Origin of the sequence: Pseudomonas sp. NPDC098747 (assembly GCF_044760045.1) — a bacterium.
Lineage (GTDB): Bacteria > Pseudomonadota > Gammaproteobacteria > Pseudomonadales > Pseudomonadaceae > Aquipseudomonas.
This window is the reverse complement of sequence record NZ_JBIWAL010000020.1, coordinates 1-24913: the sequence shown is the minus strand read 5'-3', so window position 1 is coordinate 24913 and position 24913 is coordinate 1. Positions and strand designations below refer to the sequence as shown.

General features: G+C 52.0%; 23 protein-coding genes and 3 pseudogenes. 9 read left to right on the top strand and 17 right to left on the bottom strand.

Annotated features, from left to right (window positions below; translation table 11 throughout):
• Positions 1 to 119: 119 nt before the first annotated feature.
• A complete protein-coding gene (locus ACIQVE_RS14480; RefSeq protein WP_402809333.1) occupies positions 120 to 1742 on the top strand; it encodes a methyl-accepting chemotaxis protein in 1623 nt (540 codons plus the stop codon).
• A gap of 262 nt (positions 1743 to 2004) precedes the next feature.
• Here ACIQVE_RS14480 and ACIQVE_RS14475 read toward each other — a convergent pair whose 3' ends face one another.
• Positions 2005 to 2310: a PepSY domain-containing protein gene (locus tag ACIQVE_RS14475; RefSeq protein ID WP_402809330.1), complete on the bottom strand. Its 306-nt coding sequence runs from the start codon at positions 2308 to 2310 to the stop codon at positions 2005 to 2007.
• A gap of 162 nt (positions 2311 to 2472) precedes the next feature.
• A complete protein-coding gene (locus ACIQVE_RS14470) occupies positions 2473 to 3600 on the bottom strand; it encodes a glycerophosphodiester phosphodiesterase (protein ID WP_402809328.1) in 1128 nt (375 codons plus the stop codon).
• Between the two features lie 221 nt (positions 3601 to 3821).
• Here ACIQVE_RS14470 and ACIQVE_RS14465 point away from each other — a divergent pair, with 221 nt between their 5' ends.
• Positions 3822 to 4148: a DUF2025 family protein gene (locus ACIQVE_RS14465; RefSeq protein WP_402809325.1), complete on the top strand. Its 327-nt coding sequence runs from the start codon at positions 3822 to 3824 to the stop codon at positions 4146 to 4148.
• Between the two features lie 132 nt (positions 4149 to 4280).
• Here the strand turns inward: ACIQVE_RS14465 and ACIQVE_RS14460 are convergent, their stop codons facing one another.
• Both ACIQVE_RS14460 and ACIQVE_RS14455 read right to left on the bottom strand, forming a co-directional pair.
• Positions 4281 to 4586, bottom strand: a complete 306-nt coding sequence (locus ACIQVE_RS14460) for an antibiotic biosynthesis monooxygenase family protein (RefSeq protein ID WP_402809323.1) — start codon at positions 4584 to 4586, stop codon at positions 4281 to 4283.
• Positions 4586 to 5284 carry a CTP synthase gene (locus ACIQVE_RS14455; protein WP_402809320.1) on the bottom strand — a complete coding sequence of 233 codons (699 nt, stop codon included), beginning with the start codon at positions 5282 to 5284 and terminating at the stop codon, positions 4586 to 4588. Before ACIQVE_RS14455 ends, ACIQVE_RS14460 begins: the two co-directional genes overlap by 1 nt.
• A 261-nt stretch (positions 5285 to 5545) precedes the next feature.
• Here ACIQVE_RS14455 and ACIQVE_RS14450 point away from each other — a divergent pair, with 261 nt between their 5' ends.
• Positions 5546 to 6424, top strand: a complete 879-nt coding sequence (locus ACIQVE_RS14450; RefSeq protein WP_402809318.1) for a LysR family transcriptional regulator — start codon at positions 5546 to 5548, stop codon at positions 6422 to 6424.
• On the opposite strand, the pseudogene ACIQVE_RS14445 reads toward ACIQVE_RS14450, so the two are convergent.
• From ACIQVE_RS14445 to ACIQVE_RS14435, 3 genes and pseudogenes are all read right to left on the bottom strand, one after another.
• Positions 6425 to 6886, bottom strand: a pseudogene (locus ACIQVE_RS14445) (methyl-accepting chemotaxis protein); the annotation flags it as partial.
• 108 nt (positions 6887 to 6994) lie between these two features.
• Positions 6995 to 7678 (bottom strand): annotated as a pseudogene (locus ACIQVE_RS14440) (PAS domain-containing protein); the annotation flags it as partial.
• Between the two features lie 313 nt (positions 7679 to 7991).
• Complete coding sequence (locus ACIQVE_RS14435) at positions 7992 to 8600, bottom strand: TetR/AcrR family transcriptional regulator (protein ID WP_402809316.1); 609 nt, start codon at positions 8598 to 8600, stop codon at positions 7992 to 7994.
• Between the two features lie 216 nt (positions 8601 to 8816).
• On the opposite strand from ACIQVE_RS14435, the gene ACIQVE_RS14430 reads away from it, so the two are divergent.
• Entirely contained in the window at positions 8817 to 9872 is a 1056-nt protein-coding gene (locus ACIQVE_RS14430) for an MBL fold metallo-hydrolase (RefSeq protein ID WP_402809313.1), read from the top strand.
• Positions 9873 to 9939: 67 nt separating this feature from the next.
• Here the strand turns inward: ACIQVE_RS14430 and ACIQVE_RS14425 are convergent, their stop codons facing one another.
• Positions 9940 to 10257, bottom strand: a complete 318-nt coding sequence (locus ACIQVE_RS14425) for an XRE family transcriptional regulator (RefSeq protein WP_402809310.1) — start codon at positions 10255 to 10257, stop codon at positions 9940 to 9942.
• A gap of 60 nt (positions 10258 to 10317) precedes the next feature.
• Entirely contained in the window at positions 10318 to 11118 is an 801-nt protein-coding gene (locus tag ACIQVE_RS14420; RefSeq protein ID WP_402809308.1) for an AraC family transcriptional regulator, read from the bottom strand.
• A gap of 111 nt (positions 11119 to 11229) precedes the next feature.
• Here ACIQVE_RS14420 and ACIQVE_RS14415 point away from each other — a divergent pair, with 111 nt between their 5' ends.
• The 3 genes and pseudogenes from ACIQVE_RS14415 to ACIQVE_RS14405 all read left to right on the top strand — a co-directional run bounded on the left by ACIQVE_RS14415 (position 11230) and on the right by ACIQVE_RS14405 (position 14130).
• Entirely contained in the window at positions 11230 to 12045 is an 816-nt protein-coding gene (locus tag ACIQVE_RS14415) for a sulfite exporter TauE/SafE family protein (protein ID WP_402809306.1), read from the top strand.
• Positions 12046 to 12128: 83 nt separating this feature from the next.
• Complete coding sequence (locus ACIQVE_RS14410) at positions 12129 to 12848, top strand: DUF6933 domain-containing protein (RefSeq protein ID WP_402809303.1); 720 nt, start codon at positions 12129 to 12131, stop codon at positions 12846 to 12848.
• Between the two features lie 85 nt (positions 12849 to 12933).
• Positions 12934 to 14130: pseudogene (locus ACIQVE_RS14405) on the top strand (hypothetical protein).
• A 3-nt stretch (positions 14131 to 14133) separates the two neighbouring features.
• On the opposite strand, the gene ACIQVE_RS14400 reads toward ACIQVE_RS14405, so the two are convergent.
• Complete coding sequence (locus tag ACIQVE_RS14400) at positions 14134 to 15123, bottom strand: hypothetical protein (protein ID WP_402809300.1); 990 nt, start codon at positions 15121 to 15123, stop codon at positions 14134 to 14136.
• A gap of 225 nt (positions 15124 to 15348) precedes the next feature.
• On the opposite strand from ACIQVE_RS14400, the gene ACIQVE_RS14395 reads away from it, so the two are divergent.
• Together ACIQVE_RS14395 and ACIQVE_RS14390 are read left to right on the top strand one after the other, a co-directional pair.
• On the top strand, positions 15349 to 16320 hold the full coding sequence (locus tag ACIQVE_RS14395) for a hypothetical protein (protein ID WP_402809297.1): 972 nt from the start codon (positions 15349 to 15351) through the stop codon (positions 16318 to 16320).
• A gap of 106 nt (positions 16321 to 16426) precedes the next feature.
• Positions 16427 to 17452: an SPASM domain-containing protein gene (locus tag ACIQVE_RS14390; RefSeq protein ID WP_402809295.1), complete on the top strand. Its 1026-nt coding sequence runs from the start codon at positions 16427 to 16429 to the stop codon at positions 17450 to 17452.
• A gap of 122 nt (positions 17453 to 17574) precedes the next feature.
• Here the strand turns inward: ACIQVE_RS14390 and ACIQVE_RS14385 are convergent, their stop codons facing one another.
• The 7 genes from ACIQVE_RS14385 to ACIQVE_RS14355 all read right to left on the bottom strand — a co-directional run.
• A complete protein-coding gene (locus ACIQVE_RS14385) occupies positions 17575 to 18288 on the bottom strand; it encodes an HNH endonuclease (RefSeq protein WP_402809292.1) in 714 nt (237 codons plus the stop codon).
• A gap of 114 nt (positions 18289 to 18402) precedes the next feature.
• On the bottom strand, positions 18403 to 18933 hold the full coding sequence (locus ACIQVE_RS14380; protein ID WP_402809289.1) for a Bro-N domain-containing protein: 531 nt from the start codon (positions 18931 to 18933) through the stop codon (positions 18403 to 18405).
• A gap of 400 nt (positions 18934 to 19333) precedes the next feature.
• On the bottom strand, positions 19334 to 20239 hold the full coding sequence (locus tag ACIQVE_RS14375; protein WP_402809286.1) for a hypothetical protein: 906 nt from the start codon (positions 20237 to 20239) through the stop codon (positions 19334 to 19336).
• A complete protein-coding gene (locus tag ACIQVE_RS14370; RefSeq protein ID WP_402809283.1) occupies positions 20232 to 21944 on the bottom strand; it encodes a hypothetical protein in 1713 nt (570 codons plus the stop codon). Before ACIQVE_RS14370 ends, ACIQVE_RS14375 begins: the two co-directional genes overlap by 8 nt.
• Positions 21937 to 22938, bottom strand: coding sequence for a hypothetical protein (locus ACIQVE_RS14365; protein WP_402809281.1), 1002 nt, complete (start codon positions 22936 to 22938; stop codon positions 21937 to 21939). Before ACIQVE_RS14365 ends, ACIQVE_RS14370 begins: the two co-directional genes overlap by 8 nt.
• A 15-nt stretch (positions 22939 to 22953) precedes the next feature.
• Positions 22954 to 24009, bottom strand: coding sequence for a DNA cytosine methyltransferase (locus tag ACIQVE_RS14360; protein ID WP_402809279.1), 1056 nt, complete (start codon positions 24007 to 24009; stop codon positions 22954 to 22956).
• A gap of 243 nt (positions 24010 to 24252) precedes the next feature.
• Positions 24253 to 24913: ribonucleotide-diphosphate reductase subunit beta (locus tag ACIQVE_RS14355; RefSeq protein WP_402809276.1), on the bottom strand; the 661-nt coding region annotated here is incomplete at its 5' end.

Below are 24913 nucleotides of genomic sequence, written 5' to 3'. Positions count from 1 at the left end.
GATCACAGGTGCGTTAGGTTGCGCGCCATTGGCCGTTGGCCAAGGTTCGCCGACAGGGAAGTCCGGCCACTTTTCACGTCTGATCCGGGCGTGCCTCATTCCTGTCCTGAGTACCTGCGATGCTGCAAAAATCCCTGAGAGCGCAAATTCTCGCCCTGCTGAGCGGCAGCCTGCTGGCGGTGCTGTTGATCGCGCTGGCCTGCTTTCATTTCCTGTCCAATGGCGTGCATAGCTACAGCCAGTTGATCGCCGGCCCGTTGCACACCTCGCAATTGATCGACGAAGCCAACCTGCAATTCAAGGTGCAGGTACAGGAGTGGAAAAACGTCTTGCTGCGCGGCAAGCAGCCGGCGGATCTGGCCAAGTACTGGAGCCAGTTCGAAGATCGCCAGCGCGATGTGCAGAGAATCCTCGGCGAACTGGCCAGCCAGAAAGGCATCGAGCCAAGCCTGAAAACCCGCATCGAGCGCTTGCGTGAAGAGCATCGTCAGTTGGCTAGTGCCTACCAGAAGGGCCGTGATGCCTACGTTGCCGCGGGTAGCGATTCTGCTGCCGGCGACGCGGCGGTCAAAGGTGTCGACCGCGCTGCCAGCGATCAGATGAGCGAACTGGTCGCTGAATTGCGCAAGCAGGGCACCGAGCAGTCGGCGCTGATCAGTGCCGAGGCCGATCGCACCGTGTGGCTGGGGCTGTTGGTGATGCTCGTTTCGGGTCTGTTGATCGGGCTGTTGAGCCTGTGGCTGGTCAACCGCAACCTGATCGAGCCGATCCGCAAACTCATCGACTACGTCACCCAACTGAGCCGCGGCAAACTGGCCGAACGTGTGGTCAGCGACCGTCAGGATGAACTGGGCAACCTCGCTGCAGCGGCCAATACCCTGCGCGATTTCCTCGCGGATACGTTCACCCGTTTGCAGCGCAGCGCCAGTGATCTGGACAGCGCCAGCGGCGAATTGAACGCCATCGCCACGATCATGGCCGGCGGCACCAACGAACAGTTCAACCGCACCGACCAGGTGGCCACGGCGATGAACGAAATGTCCGCCACCGCCCAGGAAGTCGCGCGTCACGCCGCCGATGCCGCGCGTGCTGCCGACGATGCCGACCAGTCCGCCCAGCAGGGTGAGAAGGTCATGCAAAGCACCATCCATTCCATCACGCAGATGCGCAGCGAAATCGCCAACACCGCCACGGTCATTCGTCGTCTCGAAGCCGACAGCGGCCGCATCGGCAAGGTGCTGGAAGTGATTCGCGGCATTGCCGAACAAACCAATCTGCTGGCGCTCAACGCCGCGATTGAAGCGGCGCGCGCCGGTGAGGCCGGGCGTGGTTTTGCGGTGGTTGCTGACGAAGTGCGCAACCTGGCGCAGCGTACGGCGGAGTCGATCATCGAGATCAACCAGATCATTCAAAGTGTGCAGACCGGTGCGGTAGACGCGGCGCAAGCCATCGATAGCGGCCAGACCCGCAGCGACGAAAGCGTCGAGCAAGTGACTCAGGCGGGCGCCATGCTTGAACGCATCACCCACGCGGTGGAAGCGATTCGCGACATGAACCGTCAGATCGCCACGGCGGCCGAAGAGCAGACTTCGGTCGCCGAGGACATCTCGCGCAACCTGACCGAGATCACTTCGATTGCCAGCACCAACCTCGACAACGTGCAGCGCACCGAAAGCGCCAGCCAGAATCTGCACGGCCTGTCCGGGCAACTGAACGAAGTCACCGCTCGCCTGAGCGCGTGACCCTTTGACTGTGTACCGATTCGGATTCCGAGTCGGTACACAGTCGATCTCAATTCGACACGAGCATGGCCGATGTCCGGTGATCTATAACCGGCATTGGACCCTGATCGGCTCCCTTTCCCCCTCGCCCCCTCGCCCCCTCGGGGGGAGAGGGCTGGGGTGAGGGGGGAAGATCTTTCTGACGACACATAATCCAGGCCAGACGCCAGATATAAAAAAACCGCACGATCTTTCAATCGTGCGGCTTTGGTGGTGCGGTGTATCAAGTGTCTTGCTTGTTGCTCAGGACTTTGCCGGTGGTGGCATCGAAGTCGACGTCCCATTCAGTACCATCGGCCATGCGCAATTCAACTTCATACTCGTAACCGTTGAAGTGGTTGTCCAGGTCGGTATCAGTAATGGTCGCACCCGGATGCAGTTTCAATGCCTCGGCGTTCATCGATTCCAGCGACTTGATCTTGCCAGACTTGACCAGCTCAGGAATCTGATCGACGCGCACATCAGCCTGAGCGATACCTGCGGTGAGGGTCAGGGCAGCAGCAGTAAACAGGGCAGTCAAAGTTTTCATGAGTTCTTTCCTTGGTTTGTCTAAGTGCGTGTTCTGTTGAAGTGAGTTCAGATTAGCCACTGCAACTTAATTCACCCTTAAATTTGCAAACTCTCGATACAACGCGGGCACAGAACCTGTGGGAGCGTGACTTGCCCGCGATGAAGACGCCTCGGTCAGCGATCAGAAACCGTTGTGCTTCAACACCTGATCGACACTGGCAGCGGCCGGGCGTTCATAGAACTTCAACAGTTCGCTGGCGCGGTTGGTAAAGATGCCATCGACGCCTGCGGCCATGACTTTGTCGAAGTCCACCGGTTCATCGACGGTGTAGACGTGCACCAGCAGGCCCTGATCGTGGGTGTACTGGTTCATCCACGGTTGCACCAGATCCGAATAACTCTGATCGCCGCCATGGCTCAGCTTCGCCGAAGGGCCAGTGCCGATAGCGCCCTGAGCCTTGGCGTAATCAACCCATTGTTTAAACTCGGCTTCGGATTTCGGCTCCTGTTTGCCGTAGAAAGCGTTTTTGTCCTTCTCACCGGACTCGGCAAACGTCACCTTGGATTTCGGCTCGATGCTGCCTTCGCCCACCCACAACAGCAGGATCTTCGGCACTTGCGGCATTTCCTTTTGCAGCAGTTCGAGGCTGTTCTTCTCGAAGGTCTGCAGGATCACCTTGCCTTTGCCCTGACCGACACCCAGCGCACTTTTCGCCAGTTTCGAGCCGGCCGGGCTGAGCCAGCCGCGATCCTGCAGTTTCTCTTTCAGGTCTTTCTCGAGGCCGGGAAACAACTGCGGCTCTTTGGTCTCGATGTACAGGCCCGGTTTGTGCTGCGGATTGGCCTGGGCGATGTCGATGACTTCATCGAGGGTGAGAATTTTCAGCCCAGCGTAGGACGGGCGCGCGCGGTCGGGGTATTTGGCGTTGAACCAGCTGCCGGCATCGAGGGTTTTCAGCTCGGCCATGGTGAAGGCGTTGGCCGGGCTGTCCTTGCGATCCGGGAATTTGCTGGCGACGTCGGTGGTACGTTGCAGGTTGTCGTCGTGCAGGACGAACAGCACGCCGTCCTTACTGCGCTGCAAGTCCATTTCCAGATAGTCGGCGCCCAGGTCACGGGCCAGTTTGTAGGCCGCGGCGGTGGATTCCGGTGCATCAAACGACGCGCCACGGTGGGCGATCACCGCCGGGTGCGGGATGCCGTGAGCCGCAGCCACTGCGTTCGGATCGCTGTGAGTGGCGGCATGCGCCTGACCGAAACCGAGCAACAGGCTCAGCATGAGGGCGCTTTTGGTGAAAGTGGCAGGCATGGTCGAGTTCCTTTCGCAGGCATTTTCAAAGACGTACCTTTTAACAACTGAATCGATTGCATGCTATCGCCAGACCGACATAAACCTATTAAAAACGATTTTTCCTGCACTTTTGTGGCGCTGTTTGCAGTACGCTTGCCCTCGGCAGACGTCCCGGCAGAGGGCGCGCCGTTCAGTTGCCCTGCGTGTAAACCATCGATCAACATTTCGTGAGGTTTACCATGCGCATCACCTCCCAACTCATCTGCCAGGCGGCCGACGACCTCAAGGGCTTTGTCGGCCTCAACCGCAAAACGGGCCAGTACATCGTGCGTTTCAGCGAAGACTCATTCGGCATGGACGTGGCGGATGACGGCATTATTCCGACCAGCGAATTCGTCTGGGCCCAGGCTTCGCCTACGACCCTGACGTTGAAGCGTGAGCTGATCCAGTTGCTGCTGGATCAGAATATCGATGACCGGATCAACATCACCGAGCCGTTGCGGGTGTATATGAGCAAGCGTGAAGTGCCGGAGATTGAAGCGGTTCGGAGTTTGGTGCGGGGCTGAGGTTTTGCTGTGGCTGTCAGGGCCTCATCGCTGGCAAGCCAGCTCCCACAGGTTATGGGGTGTTCTGGCGATCACGCTGTACTTGTGGGAGCTGGCTTGCCAGCGATGGGGCCGGTGAGTACACCGCACTACTCACTGCCCAAACCGATACTCACGCTCAACTCGACACACCCGCGCATGAAACGCCGAATACCACGTCGACCGCCCACGCTGCTGAATCAACCGATGCTCGGGATGTTGCCGCCAAGCCACAATCGCCGTTTCACTCTCCCAGTACGACACTGTGATGCCGACGCCATCCGCGCCTCGAACCGATTCAACGCCGAGAAAACCGGGCTGTTCGCGCACCAATTCGGCCATACGCTCGGCCGCCTCGGCATAGCCGTTGTCACCCTCGGTGCGGGTCGAGGTAAAAATCACCGCGAAGCAATGTGTCATCAACGTTGCTCCGCACAGGCTTCAATAAACGCCCGAACCAGCGGCGGAATCTGCCCTTTGAGCGCTGCACGCTCCGGTTGAAATAACGTGGCGACGAAGAACCGATGATCTTTGAGTTCGATCGCCCGCAAGTCGCCCGCGCAATCATGACCCGCCGCCTGTAGCTGATGGTTTAAAAGGTCTGCTTCGAACTGCGGATTCACGCCGAAGCGGCAGCGATAGCCTTCGCGAATCTGCGACGTTTCGTACGCCTTGGCGATCAACGAACCGGGCAGCAGCTGAATGCTGTCGATGGCTTCGACCAGCGAACAGGTTAGCGGCGTGAGGATTGCTCTTTTGGCGTTGGGGGAAGTTTCGCCATGTTCGGCGTCCGTCCAGCCCAGCACATTGCGGGAAAACTCCAGCACCGCATGTTGAAAACCGCCGCAGGTGCCGAGGAAAGGGCGTTGTTGTTCGCGGGCAAAACGGATGGCCCTGAGCGCTCCTTGTTCGCTTTTGTAGGGGCTGGCCGGTACACACCAGAAACCGTCGAACCGGCTTAATGATGTATCAGCGTGGATTTGATCGGTAGCCAGCCATTGGAATTGCACACAGCGATCAAGGTGTTCGGCGACCAGGCCGAGGGCCACCGGGATGGCTTGGTGGGCAACGACTTGTGGGTCGTAATCGCCGATCAGGGCGATGGAAATGGCGTCCATGGGATTTCCTGTTATTTGATGGTCTTGATGAGCTTGATGAGCTTGATGAGCTTGATGGTCTTGATGATCTGTATGAGCTGTTGTGGCGAGGGGATTTATCCCCGATCGGCTGCGAAGCAGTCGTCGTTTTTCAGCGCTTCGGCGGCGGCTGCGCCCCCCATCGGGGATAAATCCCCTCACCACAGGCGTTGGGTGCAGTTGCCCGCTGCTGGTGCTCACTATAGATTGGCGCTCACGCACTCAATATTGGCGTTTCCCCAAGTGAACAATGCACCGACGCACTATCGGCTCGACTACCCGGATTTGGCGTTGATCCTCGCTTTAGTGCGTGGCGGCTCTCTGGCCCGGGCATCAAAACTTTTGCGAGTCGATGTTTCGACGGTATTTCGCGCCGTGCGGCGACTGGAGGCTGCGCTTGGCCAGCAACTGTTCGAAAAAAGTCGTGCCGGTTACTTGCCCACAACCTTGGCGCAGACGCTGGCCGAGCAGGCTGAGCGCGCAGAGCAGGCACTGGAAGCGGCGCGGATCGGTGTGGAGCAGGGCGGCGAAGTGGTCAGCGGCACGGTGCGTCTGACCTGCACCGATTCAGTGTTGCAAGGCTTGTTGCTGCCAGCGCTGGCGCGGTTCATGCCCAACTATCCGGCGCTGACCCTCGAGCTGAGCACCTCCAACGATTTCGCCAACCTCAGCCGCCGCGATGCCGACATCGCCTTGCGCCTGACACGCACACCGCCGGAGCATTTGGTCGGACGGCAACTCGCGAAGGTTTCCTACAGGGTTTGTGGCAGTGCGGGCTATCTGCAACGCGTCGATGCGTCGGATCTGGCCGCACTGACCTGGATCGCCCCGGACGACTTTCTACCCGATCACCCAACCATCGCCTGGCGCCGCCAGCATTTACCCGGCGTGACCCCGGGTTATCGCTGCAACAGCATGCTTTCGGTTACGGAACTGGTGCGCGCCGGCCTTGGCGTTGCCGCGTTGCCGGACTTTCTCATCAACGATGGTTTACAAGCGCTGAGCGAACCGTTGCACGGCTACGATACGGCACTGTGGCTGCTGACACGCCCGGATTGCCGGGCGTTGCGCTCGGTGGTGACGCTGTTCGATGAACTTGGCCAAGCACTGCGGTTGCCTTGATCAGCCGCGCCGCCCTGTGTGGGCATCACCCTCCGCCCGCTCATTGGCAAACATGCTCACCGCTTGCACCGCTTCACTGGCGCCGTCACGGATCTGCAGAATCACCGTCCCGGCCTGATTGGCCAGTTCGACGCCTTCAGCCGCGCGACCTTGGGTGCTTTCCATGCTCTTGATCGCCTGACGGGTTTCGCTCTGGATCAGACCGATCATGCTGGAAATCTCCGCTGTCGAACCGCTGGTCCGTGCCGCCAGTTGGCGAACTTCATCGGCGACCACCGCGAAGCCACGGCCCTGTTCACCGGCGCGCGCCGCTTCGATGGCCGCGTTCAGTGCGAGCAGATTGGTTTGGTCGGCAATCGCCCGGATGGTATTGACGATGGTGGTGATCTGCTCGGAGCGCTCACCCAATTTCGCGATCAGGGTCGAGGATTCGGCAATGTTCTCGGCGATCTCGCGCATTTCGCTGGCGGCCTGCTGAATGACCTGCGTGCCTGTCTCGGCGACTTTTCGGGTCTCTACCGAAATGTGATACGCGGCGCTGGCACTGCGGGCGTCCTGCTCATGCTGTTCAACCCGCGCGGTGACGTCCGAAGCAAACTTCACCACTTTGCACAAACGCCCGGACGCGTCGTAGACCGGGTTGTAATTGGCCTCCAGCCACACGGTTCGCCCGTATTTATCGACGCGTTCGAACTGCCCGTGGATGAACTCACCCTGATTCAACCGTCGCCAGAAGTCTTGATACGCGCTGCTGTTATGCAGCTCAGAGGTGCAGAACATACGGTGATGTTTACCCTTGAGCTCAGCCAGTGTGTAACCCATGCGTGTAAGAAAATTCTGATTAGCGTTGAGAACGCTGCCATCAAGGTTGAATTCGATCACCGCCATCGCCCGGTCGATTGCCTGCAACTTGGCGTTCGCTTCGTTTTCCTGCTGCACCTTGGCGGTGACGTCCATGGCGTACTTGACCACTTTCACCACGCGCCCCGATGCATCCTTGATCGGGTTGTAACTGGCTTCGAGCCAGACTGGCCGGCCCTGGCTGTCGACCCGCTCAAAGGTGCCGGACTGAAACTGGCCGTTTTTCAGGCGTGACCATAGTTCGTTGTACTGAGCGCTGCGGCCAAACGCGGCAGTGCAGAACATGCGATGCGGTTGGCCGATTACCTGCTCGGCGCGGTAGCCCATGGTTTTGAAAAAGTTTTCGTTGGCGCGCGACACCGAACCGTCGAGATCGAATTCGACCACCGCCATGGAGCGGTTGATGGCGTCAAGGAGCCCGTTCTGTTCAGTGATGATTTGCTGGAGGTCGTCGAGGGCGGATTTGTGGCGATTGAAGAACATGTGAGCAGTACCCGGAAGTAGGAAAAAGACTGGATTGGTGTCCTTGTTCCCGCGCTGGCAGGTCGAATGCGTGAAAAATATTCAGCATTGACTCTAAATTGCCAGCATCCAGGCTGACGGATGAATCTTATACAAGCTTTGTGATCTTGTACAAGATTTGCTCGTCTCGAAACATTGTAAAGTTTGTTGATGATTGAGCGGCGTCATCTGCGAGCCGGGCGGCTCATCGTTGATAACGCGCCAGAAACATCTCCAATGCCGATTCGGCCACGCTGCTCTGCATCACGGCGTCGAGGGGCGGCTGGCCCATGGATATCTGTGGCCAAAAGCCGAATGACTTCAACAATCCGTGCACCTGTTGTGCGGCGAAATCCGCGTCCACGGCTTTCAATCGGCCATCAGCCTGTGCGGCACGAATCCATACGGTCAGGCCTTCCTCCCGCTCGCCCATACGCGCGACCATATTTTGCGCGCGCTCCGGAGAGTGAATGGTTGCAGCAATCGCCACGCGCGCCAGCCCGAGGAAGTTGTCCTCGGCCATCAATTGCAACTTGGCCAGAAACATCTGCCGCAGTTGCTCGCGCAACGGCTGATCAGCGCTGTACGTCACGGTTTGTTCGGCGCTGATCCGAGCCCACAGTTGGTTGAGAATTTCGGCGAAAAGCTCTTCTTTGCTGGGGAAATGGTTGTACACCGTGCGTTTCGACACACCGGCAGTCGCCGCGATTTTGTCCATGCTGGTGATCTCGAAACCGTTGGCACGGAATTCGGCGATCGCCGCTTGAATGATGGCTTCGCGTTTGCGATCGGTGAGGCGCTGTGGAGCTGTCATAAGTACGCTTCGGCAGGAAAGGGAGAAATTACACTTGGCAGTTTACTTGTCATCGACTTTGATGCAACCTACGAAACTACACCGCCCGGTGTAATGTTGCGTTAATCCTCGTAACCTAAAAACCAGACAGTTCGGCTGATGCGTGCGTGCTTTGGCCATTTATCGTCCCACCGAGGAAAACCGTGAATAGCGCGGTTTTTCTGGAGTCATTCAGTCATGGCCAATCCAGTTTCCGTTTCGGATAAAACATCCACGCCTGAAGCCTCTCGACAGGATCAAGGGCTGTTCCGCAATCATGCGCCGGTGCAACGCGAAGGCTTGCGCAAAATGCTGCGGATCATGTGGAACATGATCTTCCACAAACCCCGCAATACCCGACCTGCTGCGGCGATCCCGGTGCAACCGCTGACCCGCGAAGATCTGTTGGCAGCACCGAACCACAGCGTCTATCGCCTCGGTCACTCGACCCTGTTGCTGAAGATGCAGGACAAATTCTGGATTACCGATCCGGTGTTCGCCGAGCGCGCCTCGCCGGTGCAATGGGCCGGCCCGAAGCGTTTCCACCAACCACCGATCAGCCTCGACCAGTTGCCGCCTATCGAGGCAGTGATCCTGTCGCACAACCACTACGACCACCTCGATTACGAGGCGGTGCTCAGGCTGGCGGTCAAGACCAATCTGTTCCTGACCCCGCTGGGCGTCGGCGACACGCTCATCAAGTGGGGCATCGACGCAAGCAAAGTGCGCCAGTTCGACTGGTGGCAAGGCACTGAAATCGCCGGTATCCGCTTCATCGCCACTCCGTCGCAGCACTTTTCCGGTCGTGGCCTGTTCGACGGCAACAGCTCCTTGTGGGCGTCATGGGTGATGATCGACGGTGACACACGAATTTTCTTCAGCGGCGACAGCGGCTACTTCGACGGCTTCAAACGCATCGGCGAACAGTTCGGCCCGTTCGACCTGACCTTGATGGAAACCGGCGCCTACAACGTCGAATGGCCGCATGTGCACATGCAACCCGAACAAACTCTGCAAGCCCACATCGACCTCAAGGGCCGCTGGCTATTCCCGATCCACAACGGCACGTTCGACCTGGCGATGCATGCGTGGCATGAACCGTTCGACCGGATTCTGGCGCTGGCCTGGGAACGCAGCATTTCTATCACCACGCCGCAAATGGGTGAGGCGTTCAACATCGCGCAACCGCAGCGTGCGAATGCCTGGTGGTTGGGGGTTGAAGGGGAAAGTGAGGCGGTGGTGCAGAACGCCTGACACCCGTCAGTCAGCACTGATGTTGATTTTTGTGGTGAAGGGGTATCTATCCCCTCGCCACAAACCCTCACTCAGCCATCGCATATTCCCCACCCCCCGCTGATTCCGAAGTCATCCCGTTCAAACTCGCACTACGCCCCGGCGCAAATCCGGGAAAGAACACCAGCCCCCGCGATTCAAATCGGTACGCCAACGCCAGACGCGCCGCATCCGCCACCTCTTGCTGCGCTTCAAAGCGTTGAATGTCGTCTACCGAAACTTCAGCCTCCCGCGACAACTGTTCCACGCTCCAGCCCAGCATTACTCTGGCTTGCACGCAGTGAGTCGGGGTGAACTGGAAAAGGGCAATGCGTTCGAGGATGTGGTTCATCGCAAGAGAGGCCATGGTGTGCTCCGGGCTCAAGAGTGCTGATTTAAAATGTACTGTGTTTTTGTACAGTTGTTTTCAGCCGGGATCAAACGCATTTTTTGATTTCCCCTGATTTGCCGCCTCCAACCAGACGGACGGTGGCTGACCGAGAATGCGCCGGAACATCGTCGAGAACGCTGCCGGGCTTTCGTAACCGAAGTCCAGGGCGATCCGCGTCACGGCTTCACCCGCCGCCAGCCGTGCCAGCGCGAGCACCACGCAGGCCTGTTGTCGCCATTGGCTGAAGCTCATTCCGGTTTGCTGTCGAAACCCTCTGTTGAAGGTCCGTAAGCTTATGTGCAAGTGATCGGCCCATTGCTGTGGCGATTGATGGGCGTTCGGTTGATGCAGAAAGTTCTGACACAGCGCGAGTAGTTTTCCGTCAGTCGGCAACGGAATGTGCAAGGGCAACGGAGCACTGCGTGCGAGTTCGTGCAGCAATAAATCGATAAGCGCACCGTCGCGCCCACTCGCGTCGTAAGCCAGCGGCACCTCCACCGCTTCCATGAGCAAGTGGCGCATCAACGGTGACACGTCGATTACCTGACAACACTCACCCAAATCAACCGCACCCGGCTCGATGTACAAACTGCGTGTGCTCACCCCAAGCATCAACACCTCATGTGCCACCCCCGGAGGAATCCATACCGCCCGTTGCGGCGGCACCACCCAGTTGCCCTCGTGGGTACTGACCTGCATCACTCCAGTCGCGCCATAGAGCAATTGCGCTCGACGATGCGTATGAAATGGCAACAGATGGCCGTGGGCATAATCCGTACCGATCGCCACCACCGGGCGCGGCGTGTCATCCAGCAGATTGATCGAAACATTGCGCATCAAGCGGCACTCAGCGGTTGGCGTAAACGCAAACATTATTGGCTGATTTGCTGAAGCAGGCCAAGTCCGGCCGCTCTATCGTCGACGCTCCCCATCACCGGATGACGATCCATGTTCTATCTTTTGCTGACACTTTTCGGCTGCCTGACCGGCATCACCGCCGTGCTCTTCGGTTTCGGCGGCGGCTTTGTCGTTGTGCCGCTGCTCTACCGCATGCTCACCGCCAGCCACGGCGCCGACGACCTCATCGGCCAATCAGCGATGCACATCGCCGTCGCTACCTCGACCTGCGTGATGATCGTCAACGCACTCATCGCCACCGACAAACACCGACGTACCGGCAACCTCATTCGAAATTACCTGTGGCCCTTGGGTGGATTCATAGGATTGGGCGCAATCATCGGCGCGATAGCAGCGGTGTGGGTCAGCGGTGAAGTGATTCGCTATGCGTTCATCGCCTACCTTGGCGTGACCATTGTTGATTGCCTGCTGCGACGTGGATTCCTTACACACACCGAAGGCGTAGTACCACGCGTATTGGGCAGGATGGAAACGTCCGGCGGCGGTGTAGGCATTGGTGCCATCGCGACGTTTCTTGGTGTAGGAGGAAGCGTCATGACCGTGCCGCTGCTGCGCCGTTGCGGGTTGAGCATGTCGCAGGCGACGTCCATGGCCAATCCGTTGAGCGTGCCGGTGGCATTGGCGGGAACGCTGACCTACATGGCGGTGGCCGGTTTCAGCAAGACAGATCTTGGGCCATGGTTCATCGGGTATGTGGACTTGCTGGCGTTTGCGTTGCTGACGGTGGGTTCGTTGCTGGGGATTCGATTGGCGACACCATGGATCGGGCGGATACCGGATCGGGTGCATGCTTGGGTCTATATAGGATTGTTGATTGTCGTATTACTGGGTATCTCGATAAAGTAAGGCTCTGCGCGAAACCACTCCGATTCGAGCAGCAGAAAAGATATGTCGATATCCGGAAGTCACGCCCCCAACAGAGAGCCAGCATGCTTATCTTTAACTGCACAGAAGCCGCCAGCAAATTCTTCAGCCGTGTCCACAAGGGCAAGAAAATCACGCCCGTGGACGCCAAGCCTCCGTCACCAATCATTGAGGATGATGAGCTGACCGGTGCTGACGAGCAGTGGCTGGTACACGCGATAACCGTGCAGCGAAAGAACGTTCTGTTAGCCATCCACGTTAAGACCCGTTACTGCATGATCTTTGCTGAAGCAAAAAAAGCTGATGTAGAAGGCTTTGTTACGCGATTCGTCGAGCGTTGGGCCAGTGGATTGATGATCAATGCGCTGCATCACGACTTGGGGCAGTGGCTCGATCCTGACTTGATGTTGGCGCGGATGACACAGACCTGTGAATCGCAAAAGTTTTATCGGCGCAGCCATCGCAGTGCGCAAAAACACATTGATGAAATCGCCTGGATTTTTCGAGACAAGGTTGCCCACACGGGTTGTTTGCCGCCTGATGAAACCGCCGCCATGGTGTTTGATGAGCAGATGAATGACACGCCGAGAAACAGCAAAGGCGCCAAGGATTATTACTTCCCTGATGAGGAGATGACTCTTCATTGGCTGCGTCACTATGGCTTCCTGGATGATGTTCAGCTTCATGCTGCCAAATCGCGTCGTAAGCAAATTATTCAGGAGATAGCGGCCATCAAACGCGCAGAGTGGCTGGAAGAATATGAGCGCCAAAACTCGATTAGTTAAACGAGCCTCGCCATAATCCGCCGCAAATTTATCAGCGCTGGCCCTCATGCCCGGCGCTGCCTCCGCCTCTTTCAAGGATCGATCAATGCTCAAGGGACTGATGCGCCTGGCGCCATGCGCCGTTTTGCTTTTCTCAATGCTATCCAACGCACAAGCCGAAGATAACAGGCTCGTATTCACCGGTATGTTGGGCAAGATGCCGATCGTGTTCGAAGTCGATACGAGCGACCCTGAGCAAGTCACCGGTCGCTATTTCTACGAGAAATTTCACCGTGATCTGGAGCTCAACGGCACGTTGAAAAATGACGTACTGGTGCTCACAGAGGGCAGTAATCGTATGGAACCGGACAAGCCGTTACCGACCCTCAAACTGCAACAGATTGATGGCGGCTGGAAGGGCGAATGGCAAAATCCGAAAGGCAAAAAGCTGCCCGTACTGGTCACAGATACGCCACTTCCCGAAGTGCCGGCGAATGCATTGCCCTACATCGCCAAGTTGCCCAAGAGCGAGCCTTATGAATACCTACGGCTTCAGGGACTGAAACTCAAACCCGGTAAAAAGCAGGATTTCATGGGCTACACCCTGCAATGGTGAGAAGAGCCTGATAGCAAAATGTCCATGTTCAGCATCGAATCCGGTCTGCCCAAAGAAGATCTGCAACGGGTTAACCAGCTGTTGCTCGGGCGCTTGTGGGATGAGGCCATCAGTTACTACGGTTGCCAGTTGCGCGGTCGCGGATATGCCGAATTCCTCCAGGACGTCACCCCGACGTTTATCTCGCCGAGCGTCATCAGCCTGAACATTTCCACCAGCTACGACTGCGGCGGCGCGCATCCGGACTTCGGCGATTCTCCACTTAACATCGATGTAAAAACCGGCCATCCGCTGTCGCTCGAAGACGTGCTCTGGGTGGGAGAGGGCGAGCCCATTCTGCACGCCGATCGTTACAGAGGCGGTGACCAGCCATTGACCGAGGATGAAAGCGCGGCGCGCTCAAAGTACCAGCGCGAAGTATTCAAGCCGTGGCTGATCAAACAACTCACCGCGTTGTACCCGGATGAAATGAAGAAACCTGCGGAAGGAGATGAAGACAGTTGCGACTTCACCAATGAAGATAACTGGAGCTATTCCAACTGGCACTTCACCGAAAAAGGTTTGTACCTGGGTGCGTACTTCGCCCGCATAGAACGAGCCTGCGATTCACCCGATTGGTCGATCCTGCCGTACTCGCTGATCAAACAACACCCCGGCGCCGTCAAACTGCAACTGCCCCAGGGCTAACCGTCACTCCAGACCCGGCGCTTCACGAATGATGAAGTGATCCAGGTTCTCGATATTGGCATTGAAGACCTCGAAAGGCTTTTCGGGGTTCTTCTTGCCCGGCACCTGTTTCAACTCAGGCGTCACGCCATAGAAGAAACAGAACAACGCCTTGTCGCTATCAGCAGCGTGCTTGATCTCCTCCAGAAACGCCTTGCGCTTGCGGTAGTTGTCGATCAGCTTCCGGTTCAGATAAACGCTGACCGGATAAGGCTTCTTCTTACTGTCCTCCGGCTTCTTGAGCCAGACCTTGTCTTCGAAATCGATGCGAAAACTGGCGCCGCTGTGAAAGTCCTCGATCTTCTTGATCCGCCCCCAATAAATCAGTCCCTTGTTGTCCGTCAGGTACTCAATCTTCTTGAAGAACGAACTGTACGGCGCCGAATGCTCACCGACCTTCAACGGCATCCGCTTGAGCAACTCCTTGTCGGCGAAGTTCGAAACAAAACACTCCACCGGATGCGCAAACACACTGGTCTTGTCCGGCGCCGACTCACGACTCGCCGACTCTTTACCACCGTCCGCCGCCACCCGTACCGGATCATCACGCAACACATCCGCCACCCCCGCTGGTGCGACAGGCTTGCGCACGTACTCACGTCGGGTCAGCAACAACTCTGATGGGAAGTGCTCTTCCTTCCCGTCATCAACCTCGCCATCCGTTGCCTCTACGCCCGACGCCAACGCCTTCAAGCTCACATACGGACAACCCGCCACATGCTGCGTCGTGGGCAGATTCTTGAAGTGCGGCGTGCGAACGTAATTCACGTTCTTGGCGTTGAACGTGCCCAACTCGTTAGAGGTCTCGAACGCCGAACGACAGGCATCGTTGGGACACTGGAAGTGTTCCTTCGCGGAGTCAAACGCCACCGTCTCATCGAAATTGAGATCACGAACATCATAGATCGACAACTTGTCGTCGAGGCTGAGGCAGTAGGCGAGATCGAATTTCATGGCAGGGCTCGGGTCCTTGAGTGGGGGAGGGGTATTAATAGCGGGAGGTGGCGCGGGTTGCCAGCGATAAATGGCAGCATAAATTTCTTGGAAATATCACCGGTAACCGGCACCTTTTAGGTTTAAAACATTGAGCGTTGAGCCGGAATTGCTGTTAGAAATGAGCAAGGAATGAAGAAACTAGAAAGCTATTGAGGCCTAAGGGGGCTTAGGGCATTATTTTCTATGGGCTGGGTCACTGTTAATGAACTGGCAATAATAAATGTAAAAATAGAAATTTTCCGAATTTTAATCGCGAAGATTGGATTTTTCCAGGGAACAGAATTTATGGACTCTCCAGGTACACTAAAAGATAAAATTTGCAAGTGTTTTGATTATAAGAAGGCAATACAATGCCAAAAAATAACGATTAATAGATCGGATTTAAAACTCTATATTAAGGAGTATGATGAGGTTCAAGATGCAAAAAGATCGTGGCATTTGCCGTTGACGGTATTGATTTCACTTTTTATAGCGCTAGCAACCACTAGTTTTCAGCCTAGCGTAAGCATACCGTTTTTAGATTTTAACTTAAGTATGCCCGATGGGATGAGAACGGTGTTATGGGCCGCGACCATTGTATTTTCTGTTTGGACGGCAGTGGCAATTGTGCGGGCACTTCGATCTGAAAGCCCATTTGAGCTTCTTTTAAAGAAGATAGATAAATCTATTTTAAACAGGCCTGATAGGACTTCGGTTTTCGTTATAAAGAGAGAGGTTGATGGTGAAGTGAAACTTCTTGTGGAAAAAAAAGCTTCCTGGTCGTGCTATTTTTTACCCTATGTAAAGCAGGCGGCGTTGACTGAATATGTAAGTAGTCAGAAATCAGGTACTACTAAATCCTTAGGTGATAAGCTAGGAGTTGATGCAAAAAATATCAAAATTGATTTGTTGCAAGAGTTTAACTTTAAATCCGAAAAATTTGATCCGCCGCAAAATGTGGTTAAAGAGTACCATTTTGAAATTTTCCATGTGAAGATTTTTAAACAGTTATTGCCGGACGGGAGTTTCACTGTTGGGGATAGGAACTACGAGTGGAGGACGTTGAACGAGCTAGAAAGTGATGTGAGCACCAAGAGAAATAACAAAGACATCATGAATCAATTGCGTGACAATTATAATGATTTGGTTTTGAATGTCGGATGTCATGATGCCTAATCGACGCCTAGATATAATATGGAATATAAGTCTCGTTTGTCCGTGGGATTGCAAGTTTTGCTGCACTGATGCAGTTCATGTTTCATCGAAAAACAATAATATAATCGTGAGGGAGAATTCTCTAAAGAATATTGCTGTTGTTGAAAGAGACTTGGAGTCCGGATTTAAAGTTGAATATAAGGATGTCAATCCTACCAAATATGATTTGGCGCTTATCAGTCGACAGCGGGCTGGTAAAGAGCCTTCGTATGAGCAAAAAATAAGAATACTTAATAATTTGAAGGGGTACGATGTAAAAATTGACTTCGCCGGTGGCGATCCACTTGCTTGTCATGAAAATTACTTAGTAATAAAGGCAGCCTCAAAAATTTTTGGGAAAGAATCAATATCAATAACATCCACGGGTGCTTTCGTAAAAAAATACGGTGTGCATGAGATTTCGAGCTTTATTGGTGAATATGAGTTTACGTACGATGAACCAGCGGATAGCCCGCAGGATTCTAGGCCAGTGGGATATAATTCGAGCAATCTTAAAACTGCCAGAAAGTTTTCGTCACTTGGTGTTCGTACAAAAGCACAGTTGCCAATACACTTTGGTAATATATCGAATAATAAGGTGGAGCAGATATATTCTGATCTTTGTGAAGCTGGAATTAGCGAGATTTTGTTAATGCGCACGTTTCCCGTGGGGAGAGGCGAGGAGTACTTGCGTGAAAATTCCTTAACTAAGTCTGAACTAGTCGGCGCTATTAAGTGCTTTAAAGCGGTTGAGAATAAGGCAAAAACTAAGGTTCGGCTTCAATGTGCTTTGAAACATTTGTTTGAGTATGATGCCGGTCACAATCCATGCGATCTTATGCATGAATCATTCGGCATAAATTTTATGGGAGACCTTCTACTTAGCGCATGGGCAAATAACGCAAAAGGATTGCCCTTGAGCGAGGATTTTGTATTGGGGAACTTGTGTACTCAAAGTTTTGCAGAGATCTCCGAAACTAACAAATTCCAGCGGTATAAGAAGCGCCTAGACGAGAACTTTGGCCATTGCAAGATATTTTCATATGTTGCCTCTACTGAAAAAAATGAAGATAGTATTTTTCAGAAGAATGACCCGCTATATGCAAGGGTGTAATCATGTTGGAATGACAGGTATGAGATTTCGCCATAGCCTAATTGATGTTCGTTTTCTACGTCTCGCTTGCTATGCAAGCGAGAGTGGGTTGCTTTATTTTTTGATGATGCTGAGTGCGGTGCTTATTCGCGCTTTAATCTTTGTATTTTTTTATAAAGAGAGTTTGTAAACTGCTCCCGGTCACTTGAATGGTGGCAGCGTCGATGACAGTTCGGGCACAGCGCTACGGTGTTGGTTTTAAAGTCCGTCCCGTTATCCGCCAAATGCTTAACGTGGTGAACCTCAAGGTAAGGTTCTCCATTCATTTCAAACGGACCTGTTTGTCCACATCCCTCACAGATACCCTTGGCGTTGAACAGAATCCAATCTTTGACTTTGGATATGCGGGCGTAGGTTTTGGTTGTCCTGACGATTTGCTGAGGTATCTGCACACCCTCTGGCTCACTTACGAAATCACGTTGTTTCGCTCGTTGTACATTTCGAAGTGATGATTCTTCTTGCGTGGAAGGTGTACCGGAATCCAGCGTAATGAGGCCTTTCGATTCTAGGATTTTGATCAGGCGCGCAGTAATCCCTGAACCGAGATTCACCTTTGGTTTGTAGCTAGAGATCGTTTTCAGCCCAAGATCTCCGAACAGAGCGGTAATGTTCTGCAGTCGATAGTCAATCGACTTGGTGTTTCGCCCGGCGAGCACGCCGTCCAGCAGACGCCTGTGCTCCAAGGACTTATTAAATTTTTGATCATTTGGGTAGCGAGCCTGAATATCGAGATAGCCATCAACCGAAGCTTCAAGCTCCTCATCCGTCCAGCCACTATTTTCCTTTTCCGTATACATAAAATCGCCGAGGGTTGAAAACCCTCGGACGATACTGAGCGGCCATCACGGCTGTCTAGGAAAATTCCTACAGAGATTTGCGACAGTTCTCGCAAGTGATCTCACAAGCAGCACCTAACTCATCAGATGCTTCGACTGAAATACCTCTGCAGCCTTCCGCCACCAAGACTTCGCGGCAGTCGCTCGCTGCTGTGTCTGACCCTGCAACAGATACGGCATATCTCGTAGCCGAATCCAGCTTTCATCCTGCCAATGCAACAGACTCACAGACATCTCAGGCCATTTCAAAAAACTCAGCATAGGTATATCTGAATTTTTTGAGGGCGCAGCATCGCGTAAGGCTGGAACCACCTGATGGGTCAGCCATTCGCGCAACAGCCGATTCCCTGGGATGTAGTGATACACCAACAGCGCATACACGCCTGACTCACTGAGCATCAACTGCTTTTCAGGTTGCCGGTGATACTCAATCCACAGAAAACGATGCTGATCCTTGTCCAGTTTGCTGACCATTCGATCACTGAGATGGACGCCCATCAACCGGCCAATATCGCGGGCGCAAAACCATGGCTGGCCTTCGAGGAGGAGGGCGTGAAGAGAGAGCTTGTGCAGAGTGAAGACAGTCGAACTGTGAGGTTCAGACATGGTGGGCCTCCAGTGCTGGAAGCATGTAGATGATGTTGAGGTTGAAGCAAATTTCCTTCGTGCCGAAGGAGAAATTTTTAGGCATATCCATTTACCTCTGTGTGATGTCAGCTTTCTTAAGGCTGGGTGCCGGGAGCTAAGAAACCCCACACAGAGGGCCGGACATATTCCCCTTTCGGGTCTTGTATTCGCCCACTCCCGGCATAACAGAGTTTTTGATGCGCACGGGGAATCCGTAGGCAAAAAAAGCCGCTACTGTCGGGTGCGGTTAGTCCGCTGTGTGAGGTGTTTCTTAGGCACCAGCGGACGAGGTTAAAAGCTTGCACAGCACAGGTCAAGCCTCACAAATTACCGGATATTACCGCTCAATTAAGAAATAATCCGCATGCGGCGAACTTTATCAACCGGCAGTCAATCCGTCATCGTCCGAGAAGTTTACGGTGGATTCAAACTTTGCGTTGTAGTCAATCCCGGTTGAGTAATCTTCATTGTACAAGTGCGAGCTCGCGTAAGATAGTCCGACTTCAGGCATGGATTTATTTAAAAGATAAAGCGCGACAGCGCTACTTCGTGGTCCCATCGTAGTTGCGATAACGTTATATTTATGTGTGTCATTAGCGATTAATTTAACTAAGTTGTCTCTTAGCTCTGTGATTTCAGAGTAGGCGTCTAAGCTGGTGCTTAGCATTTCGGCACGACTAACGACGCTGCTTACGCATCTTTCTGTATTGTTAAGCTGGTCGCCAGAAGGGGCAATTAGTATTACCTTGGCGGGTTCAAAAGCCTCAACAATTTGATTGGTTCGCTCAATGTCGAATCCAGTAAATAATAACAGGCAAGTCTGACGGTCTGGATATGCAATGCCGCTATGACGGAATAATAGTTTGGGTTTTCCGTTGTCGCCAGAAAGCCATTTCCCATAAGTCTTGGGTCTGTAATAAATGCATTGCACATTGACCTTCGCGTGTTCGAGGAAATGCAAGCAGGCCCAAATTATTTGACGGGGCATTGTAGTCATGTCTAAGATTATTTTGTTCTTAGGCTGTATTGCGGATAGTGTATTTTGTATTGTGCGCCATGAACTTACGTGATTGCCCGGATCTATGCCAATGAGTGTGTGGGTGCAAGAAAATTTTTTCAGGCCCAATTTTGTTTCGGCTAAAATTGAGTCAGTCCTAAATCTAAAAGCAGTGGGGTGAAGATATATAATTTCTGAAATATCAGGGTTTGATTCCAAAGTGTTTTGTAGGCCCAGTTTAAAGCGAGGCTCCCATCCTACAGAGGTGATCAAGATAATTTTACTCATCAAATAAACCTCTCTGTACGGTTGTCGTAGTCAGCTTTGGTAGTTTTCCATTTTCTAATGCGTAGCAGAGATCGCTTTCTTTAATTGAGGCTCTGCCGTGCTGCCCATGAGGGTCTAATCCCCGTGCAGGCCAAAAAAGCCTATTTAAAGTGTAGTAATATTCTTGCCGGCCTTCATCTTTAGCGCTTCCCAGTCGACGATACAATATTTGAGCTTTTCGCATTAGTGCGAGAACTGCCATTAGTCTAGGGTCGGGTTCAGTTTTAACTTGGGAAATTGTAAACGTTACTATTCTGGGTTCTGAAGCGTGGTTAAGAAGTCTATCTCGGAAATAATCTCCTAGCGCTTCAATTAAGTTGGATATTTGCGATGCTTGCTCCCTTGAGCAGTCATCCATTTCTTTATCCAAGCCATCTCTAATGCGCGTCCATAACTTTTCACTTTCTCTGATTATTACGTCAGATTGAACAGCAGGAGGTATTTCGTTGATTGTTTCGTCATCCCCCTGATTGGACAATACGTCATCGTACATCCAGTAGCACGGTAACAAGAGGTTTCGGATTACACCGCTTGAAAGGTGTATTAGGGTATCTAAACCTGAATAAACTGGCCGATTCGCCTTTGGAGAGCGAGACCTATAATATAAGGCTCTCGCCTGTTTATAGATGTGATCCGCTATTTGCTTTTGAGAGGCGTCTGGGTTTGTTTCTAAGTAATCTTGTCTAGTCTGAGATTCACATTCATCTAAACCTTTCCGGAACTCCGCGCTTTCTTTGAAGAAGGAATCTGGGGTTGATGTTATTCCGACATTTAGCAGGCGACGTTCGATTATACTTCTCGCGAGTTGTCCAAATTTCGAGTTCTCATTCTGAAAGGGTTGCTCAAGATCTATTGCTATAAAGTCATGGCCTTCGATTATGCTGCCACCTGTCGCAGTTCTTCTGTCGAAGTCTTCTAATGTTGCTAGTGCAACTTTAAAGCTGAAAACTGAGTGGTCGCGATAACTCAGCCAAGAGTTTAGTAGGAGTCGTTGATCTTCGTTCAGATCTTGCGCGTCATCTATCATTAAAGAAAAATGAGTAGATTCCAGCAGAGGGATAGCTCGAAGCGCAGATAAGACTGGGAGTATTAGTGTGTAAAATGTTCTAGCAAAAGAAAATTCGGATTGTTCTTCAAATAAAAAGAATTTTTCTTGAGTTGTTCTGAGTTCTTTGTTTAGTATTCTTTTTAAACTTTTGAATATTGATTTGTCTTGTGGTATGTCATCGTCAAAAACGAAATATAGTTCGCCGCTAAGTGTTTCGAAGTCTTCGCTAGTTAAGTGCGGTACGAAATGTTCACAATGCTCTGCTATAGCTACAGCGATTGCTAGAACCAAGTAATGCTCGGAAATTGCCTGAGAAAATTTATTGTTCTCAAAGTAGTCGTGATCAACCCTTCTGGAAAGTGGTGTGCTACACGATATATATATCCCAATATTGTCAAATAGATTTGTGGAGTTAGTTGATTCAGTTTTCTTAATTTCCAATGGCAACGAGTAATAGAGGAGGGTCATGCTCTTTCCGCAACCGCGATGCCCTTTCAATAAAACGTTTCGAGTAGACTTCAAAAAACGAGCGTAATTGAAGTCATCAATGAACCATTTAAGAAGAAGATTCGGAGGAAGATTTTTAGCTCCGTCAAAATCGAATGGGTTTTTATTCATCATGAGATCCTTTCAGCTGCTTTATGCGAAGCACCATTTCCTCGATGCCGTAGTTGGGGAATACTTTTTCTATATCCTTTAGGTCAGATCCTGGCACAAATAGATCATCAAGCTCAAATGGTGCAACTGCCAGATCCATTTGGTGGTCGTCGCTCCAAAAGCTGAAGCTTACTGAGGTTCTTTTGTAGGGGTTGAGAAGGTCGCAATAATGTTTGCAGTATCTGCGCTCTCCATCAAGCTTATGAACTCTTGAATATATGCACTTCATGAATTTCGAAAATTCCTCGACTCCGGTTGGGTCTGAGAAATTAAATTTATCTAGTTCAATATGATAGCTGAGGGCGATTCGATCCCCCCCTCGATCAATGCCTACATGTGTAGCGCTTGCGTACATGTGGTACATATGAGAGTCGGCGTTGAACAAGTGTGAGTTTATTAAGTATGATGATGTTCTTTGAGGTCCCTCAGCGAGTTCATCTGCAAGGCGTAAAATCGCCGCAAGTTGTTGAGCTCTTACGTTGGTTGATTCGTAGAAGTCATTTTTTAGATCTTTTAAGGTGTCTTTAGATCCATCTGCCGGACTTTTACCACTATGGCTTCGCCCTATTGATATTACTAGAGACATTTCTTGTCGACTGAGCCATAACTCAGAGAATATTTTTATGTATACCTGGGGGATGTTAAGGTTATGCTTGGCCCTTCCAAATAAGTTGCCGACATCGTGAAATAGTATTGATTGGCAAAGAATGTATAATTCGATGTCATTTAAGTCGGATTTTGGACCAATCAATTGATATGCGTTGTCTAAGACGTTTCTTATGTGGTCGGGACCATGATCTGTTAAGGAACCTTCGATCGTCCTAATCCATGGCAAGATTTCTTTGTTGAGAACGGTTCTGGCCGCAATGTAACGCGCGTAAAGCGCTTTGCCATTGCTTCCGCGTTTGTTCATTTTTTGTTCTAACTCTTGCTCAATCTTCGAATCTTCCCACATGTTGACTTCCATTTCTCAAATGCAATTTAAGATACTTTCAAATACTGCTTTTGCTAGTAAGGGTGGTACTGCGTTGCCTACTTGTTGTTGTTGGAACCCAATTGATCCTGAGAAACAATATTCATCGGGGAAAGATTGTAAACGTGCCGCTTCCCTCACTGAAAGCCCTCTGTTTTGCCATGGATGTATCAGCATATTTTTTCTGAAGTTTCCTACGACAATTGATGGTTTGTCGTGCGATAGGCGGTGATAAATTCCCGTGTGGCATCTGCTTCGGTCAGCGTAGTTCAACATCAGATTTTCAGGAATGTTTTCCCAGTTTCCTCCCTGAGGAACATGCATATACCGTTCTACAATTAGTGGCGAGTTTCTTGTTACAAGATGGCCAGTGCAATCTAACCTGTTCATTCGCATGGCTTTTGCAAATGCAGAATTTGGCTTGGATCTATATGGTAGTGCGTCTACCGCTGCTCCGTTTTCAAGATTTGGTAAGTCATGCAGAGCTTGATCTACTGTGATTAGTTTGCGCACAGTTTTTTTTGGCGGTAATACTTGAATTCTAGATTTTGAACCGATTACGAATAGACGTTCTCTTCGTTGTGGTACACCATAATCTGCTGCGTTCAGGGTGAAAGTAGATACCGTATACCCAATGTCTTCGAAAGATTTTTGAATGTCTCTCAAAAACATACCTCCCTCAGTTTCTTTCAGTCCCTTTACATTTTCAAAAACAATCCATTCTGGTGTGAGTTCTTCTGCAATTCTAAGATACTCGAGGAATAACCAGTTTTTTTCATTGGTGATGTTTCTAGTTTTTTGGTTCGATGTGGAGAAACCTTGGCAGGGGGGGCCTCCAAACAAAACTATTGGCACATTTGGGAGTAGATTCGGCATGTCCCGTATAGATATTTTCTTTATATCTTCATTGAGCATTATCGTATCGGGATGATTGTTTTTATAGGTGGATGCAGCATGAATGTCATATTCGACTGCGTATCTGACATCTACACCTGCTTGGCATGCACCTACCGACATGCCGCCAGCGCCTGAAAAAATATCTACCGCTTGCATCGAGGTTCTCTGTAAGTAATAGCCTTGTCGAACACGGTAAGTCCTTTTAAATCAGTGTGTTAAGTTATTATGTTTATTGAATATTTTTCATTATAGACATCGCCAGAAAATACGGAAAGGTTCACGTTTTAACTTGTGACTTAACCGCTTGAGCTGACCTGGATATCTTCCAACGTAGAAAAGCCCCGCAATGCGAGGCTTTTCCGTTTTGAGTAATTCACTCAGTGGCAGTTTGATGAGAAATCAATCCCAGCTAAGCGCACCACCAGTTTGGTATTCGATCACACGAGTCTCAAAGAAATTCTTCTCTTTCTTCAAGTCCATAATCTCGCTCATCCAAGGGAACGGGTTAGTCGTCCCTGGATACTCTTCCTTCAAACCAATCTGGCTCAAACGACGGTTAGCGATGAACTTCAGGTAGTCCTCCATCATCGCCGCGTTCATGCCCAGTACGCCGCGAGGCATGGTGTCGCGAGCGTATTCGATCTCCAGCTGCGTACCCTGCAGAATCATTTGGGTCGCTTCTTCCTTCATCTCAGCATCCCACAAGTGTGGGTTTTCGATTTTGATCTGGTTGATCACGTCGATGCCGAAGTTCAGGTGCATGGATTCGTCGCGCAGGATGTATTGGAACTGCTCGGCGACGCCGGTCATTTTGTTGCGGCGGCCCATGGAGAGGATCTGGGTGAAGCCGCAGTAGAAGAAGATGCCTTCCAGAACGCAGTAATAGGCGATCAGGTTGCGCAGCAACTCTTTGTCGGTTTCGACGGTGCCGGTTTCGAACTTCGGATCGGAGATCGAGCGGGTGTATTTCAGGCCCCAGGTGGCTTTTTTCGCGACCGATGGGATCTCGTGGTACATGTTGAAGATCTCGCCTTCATCCATGGCCAGCGGTTCGATGCAG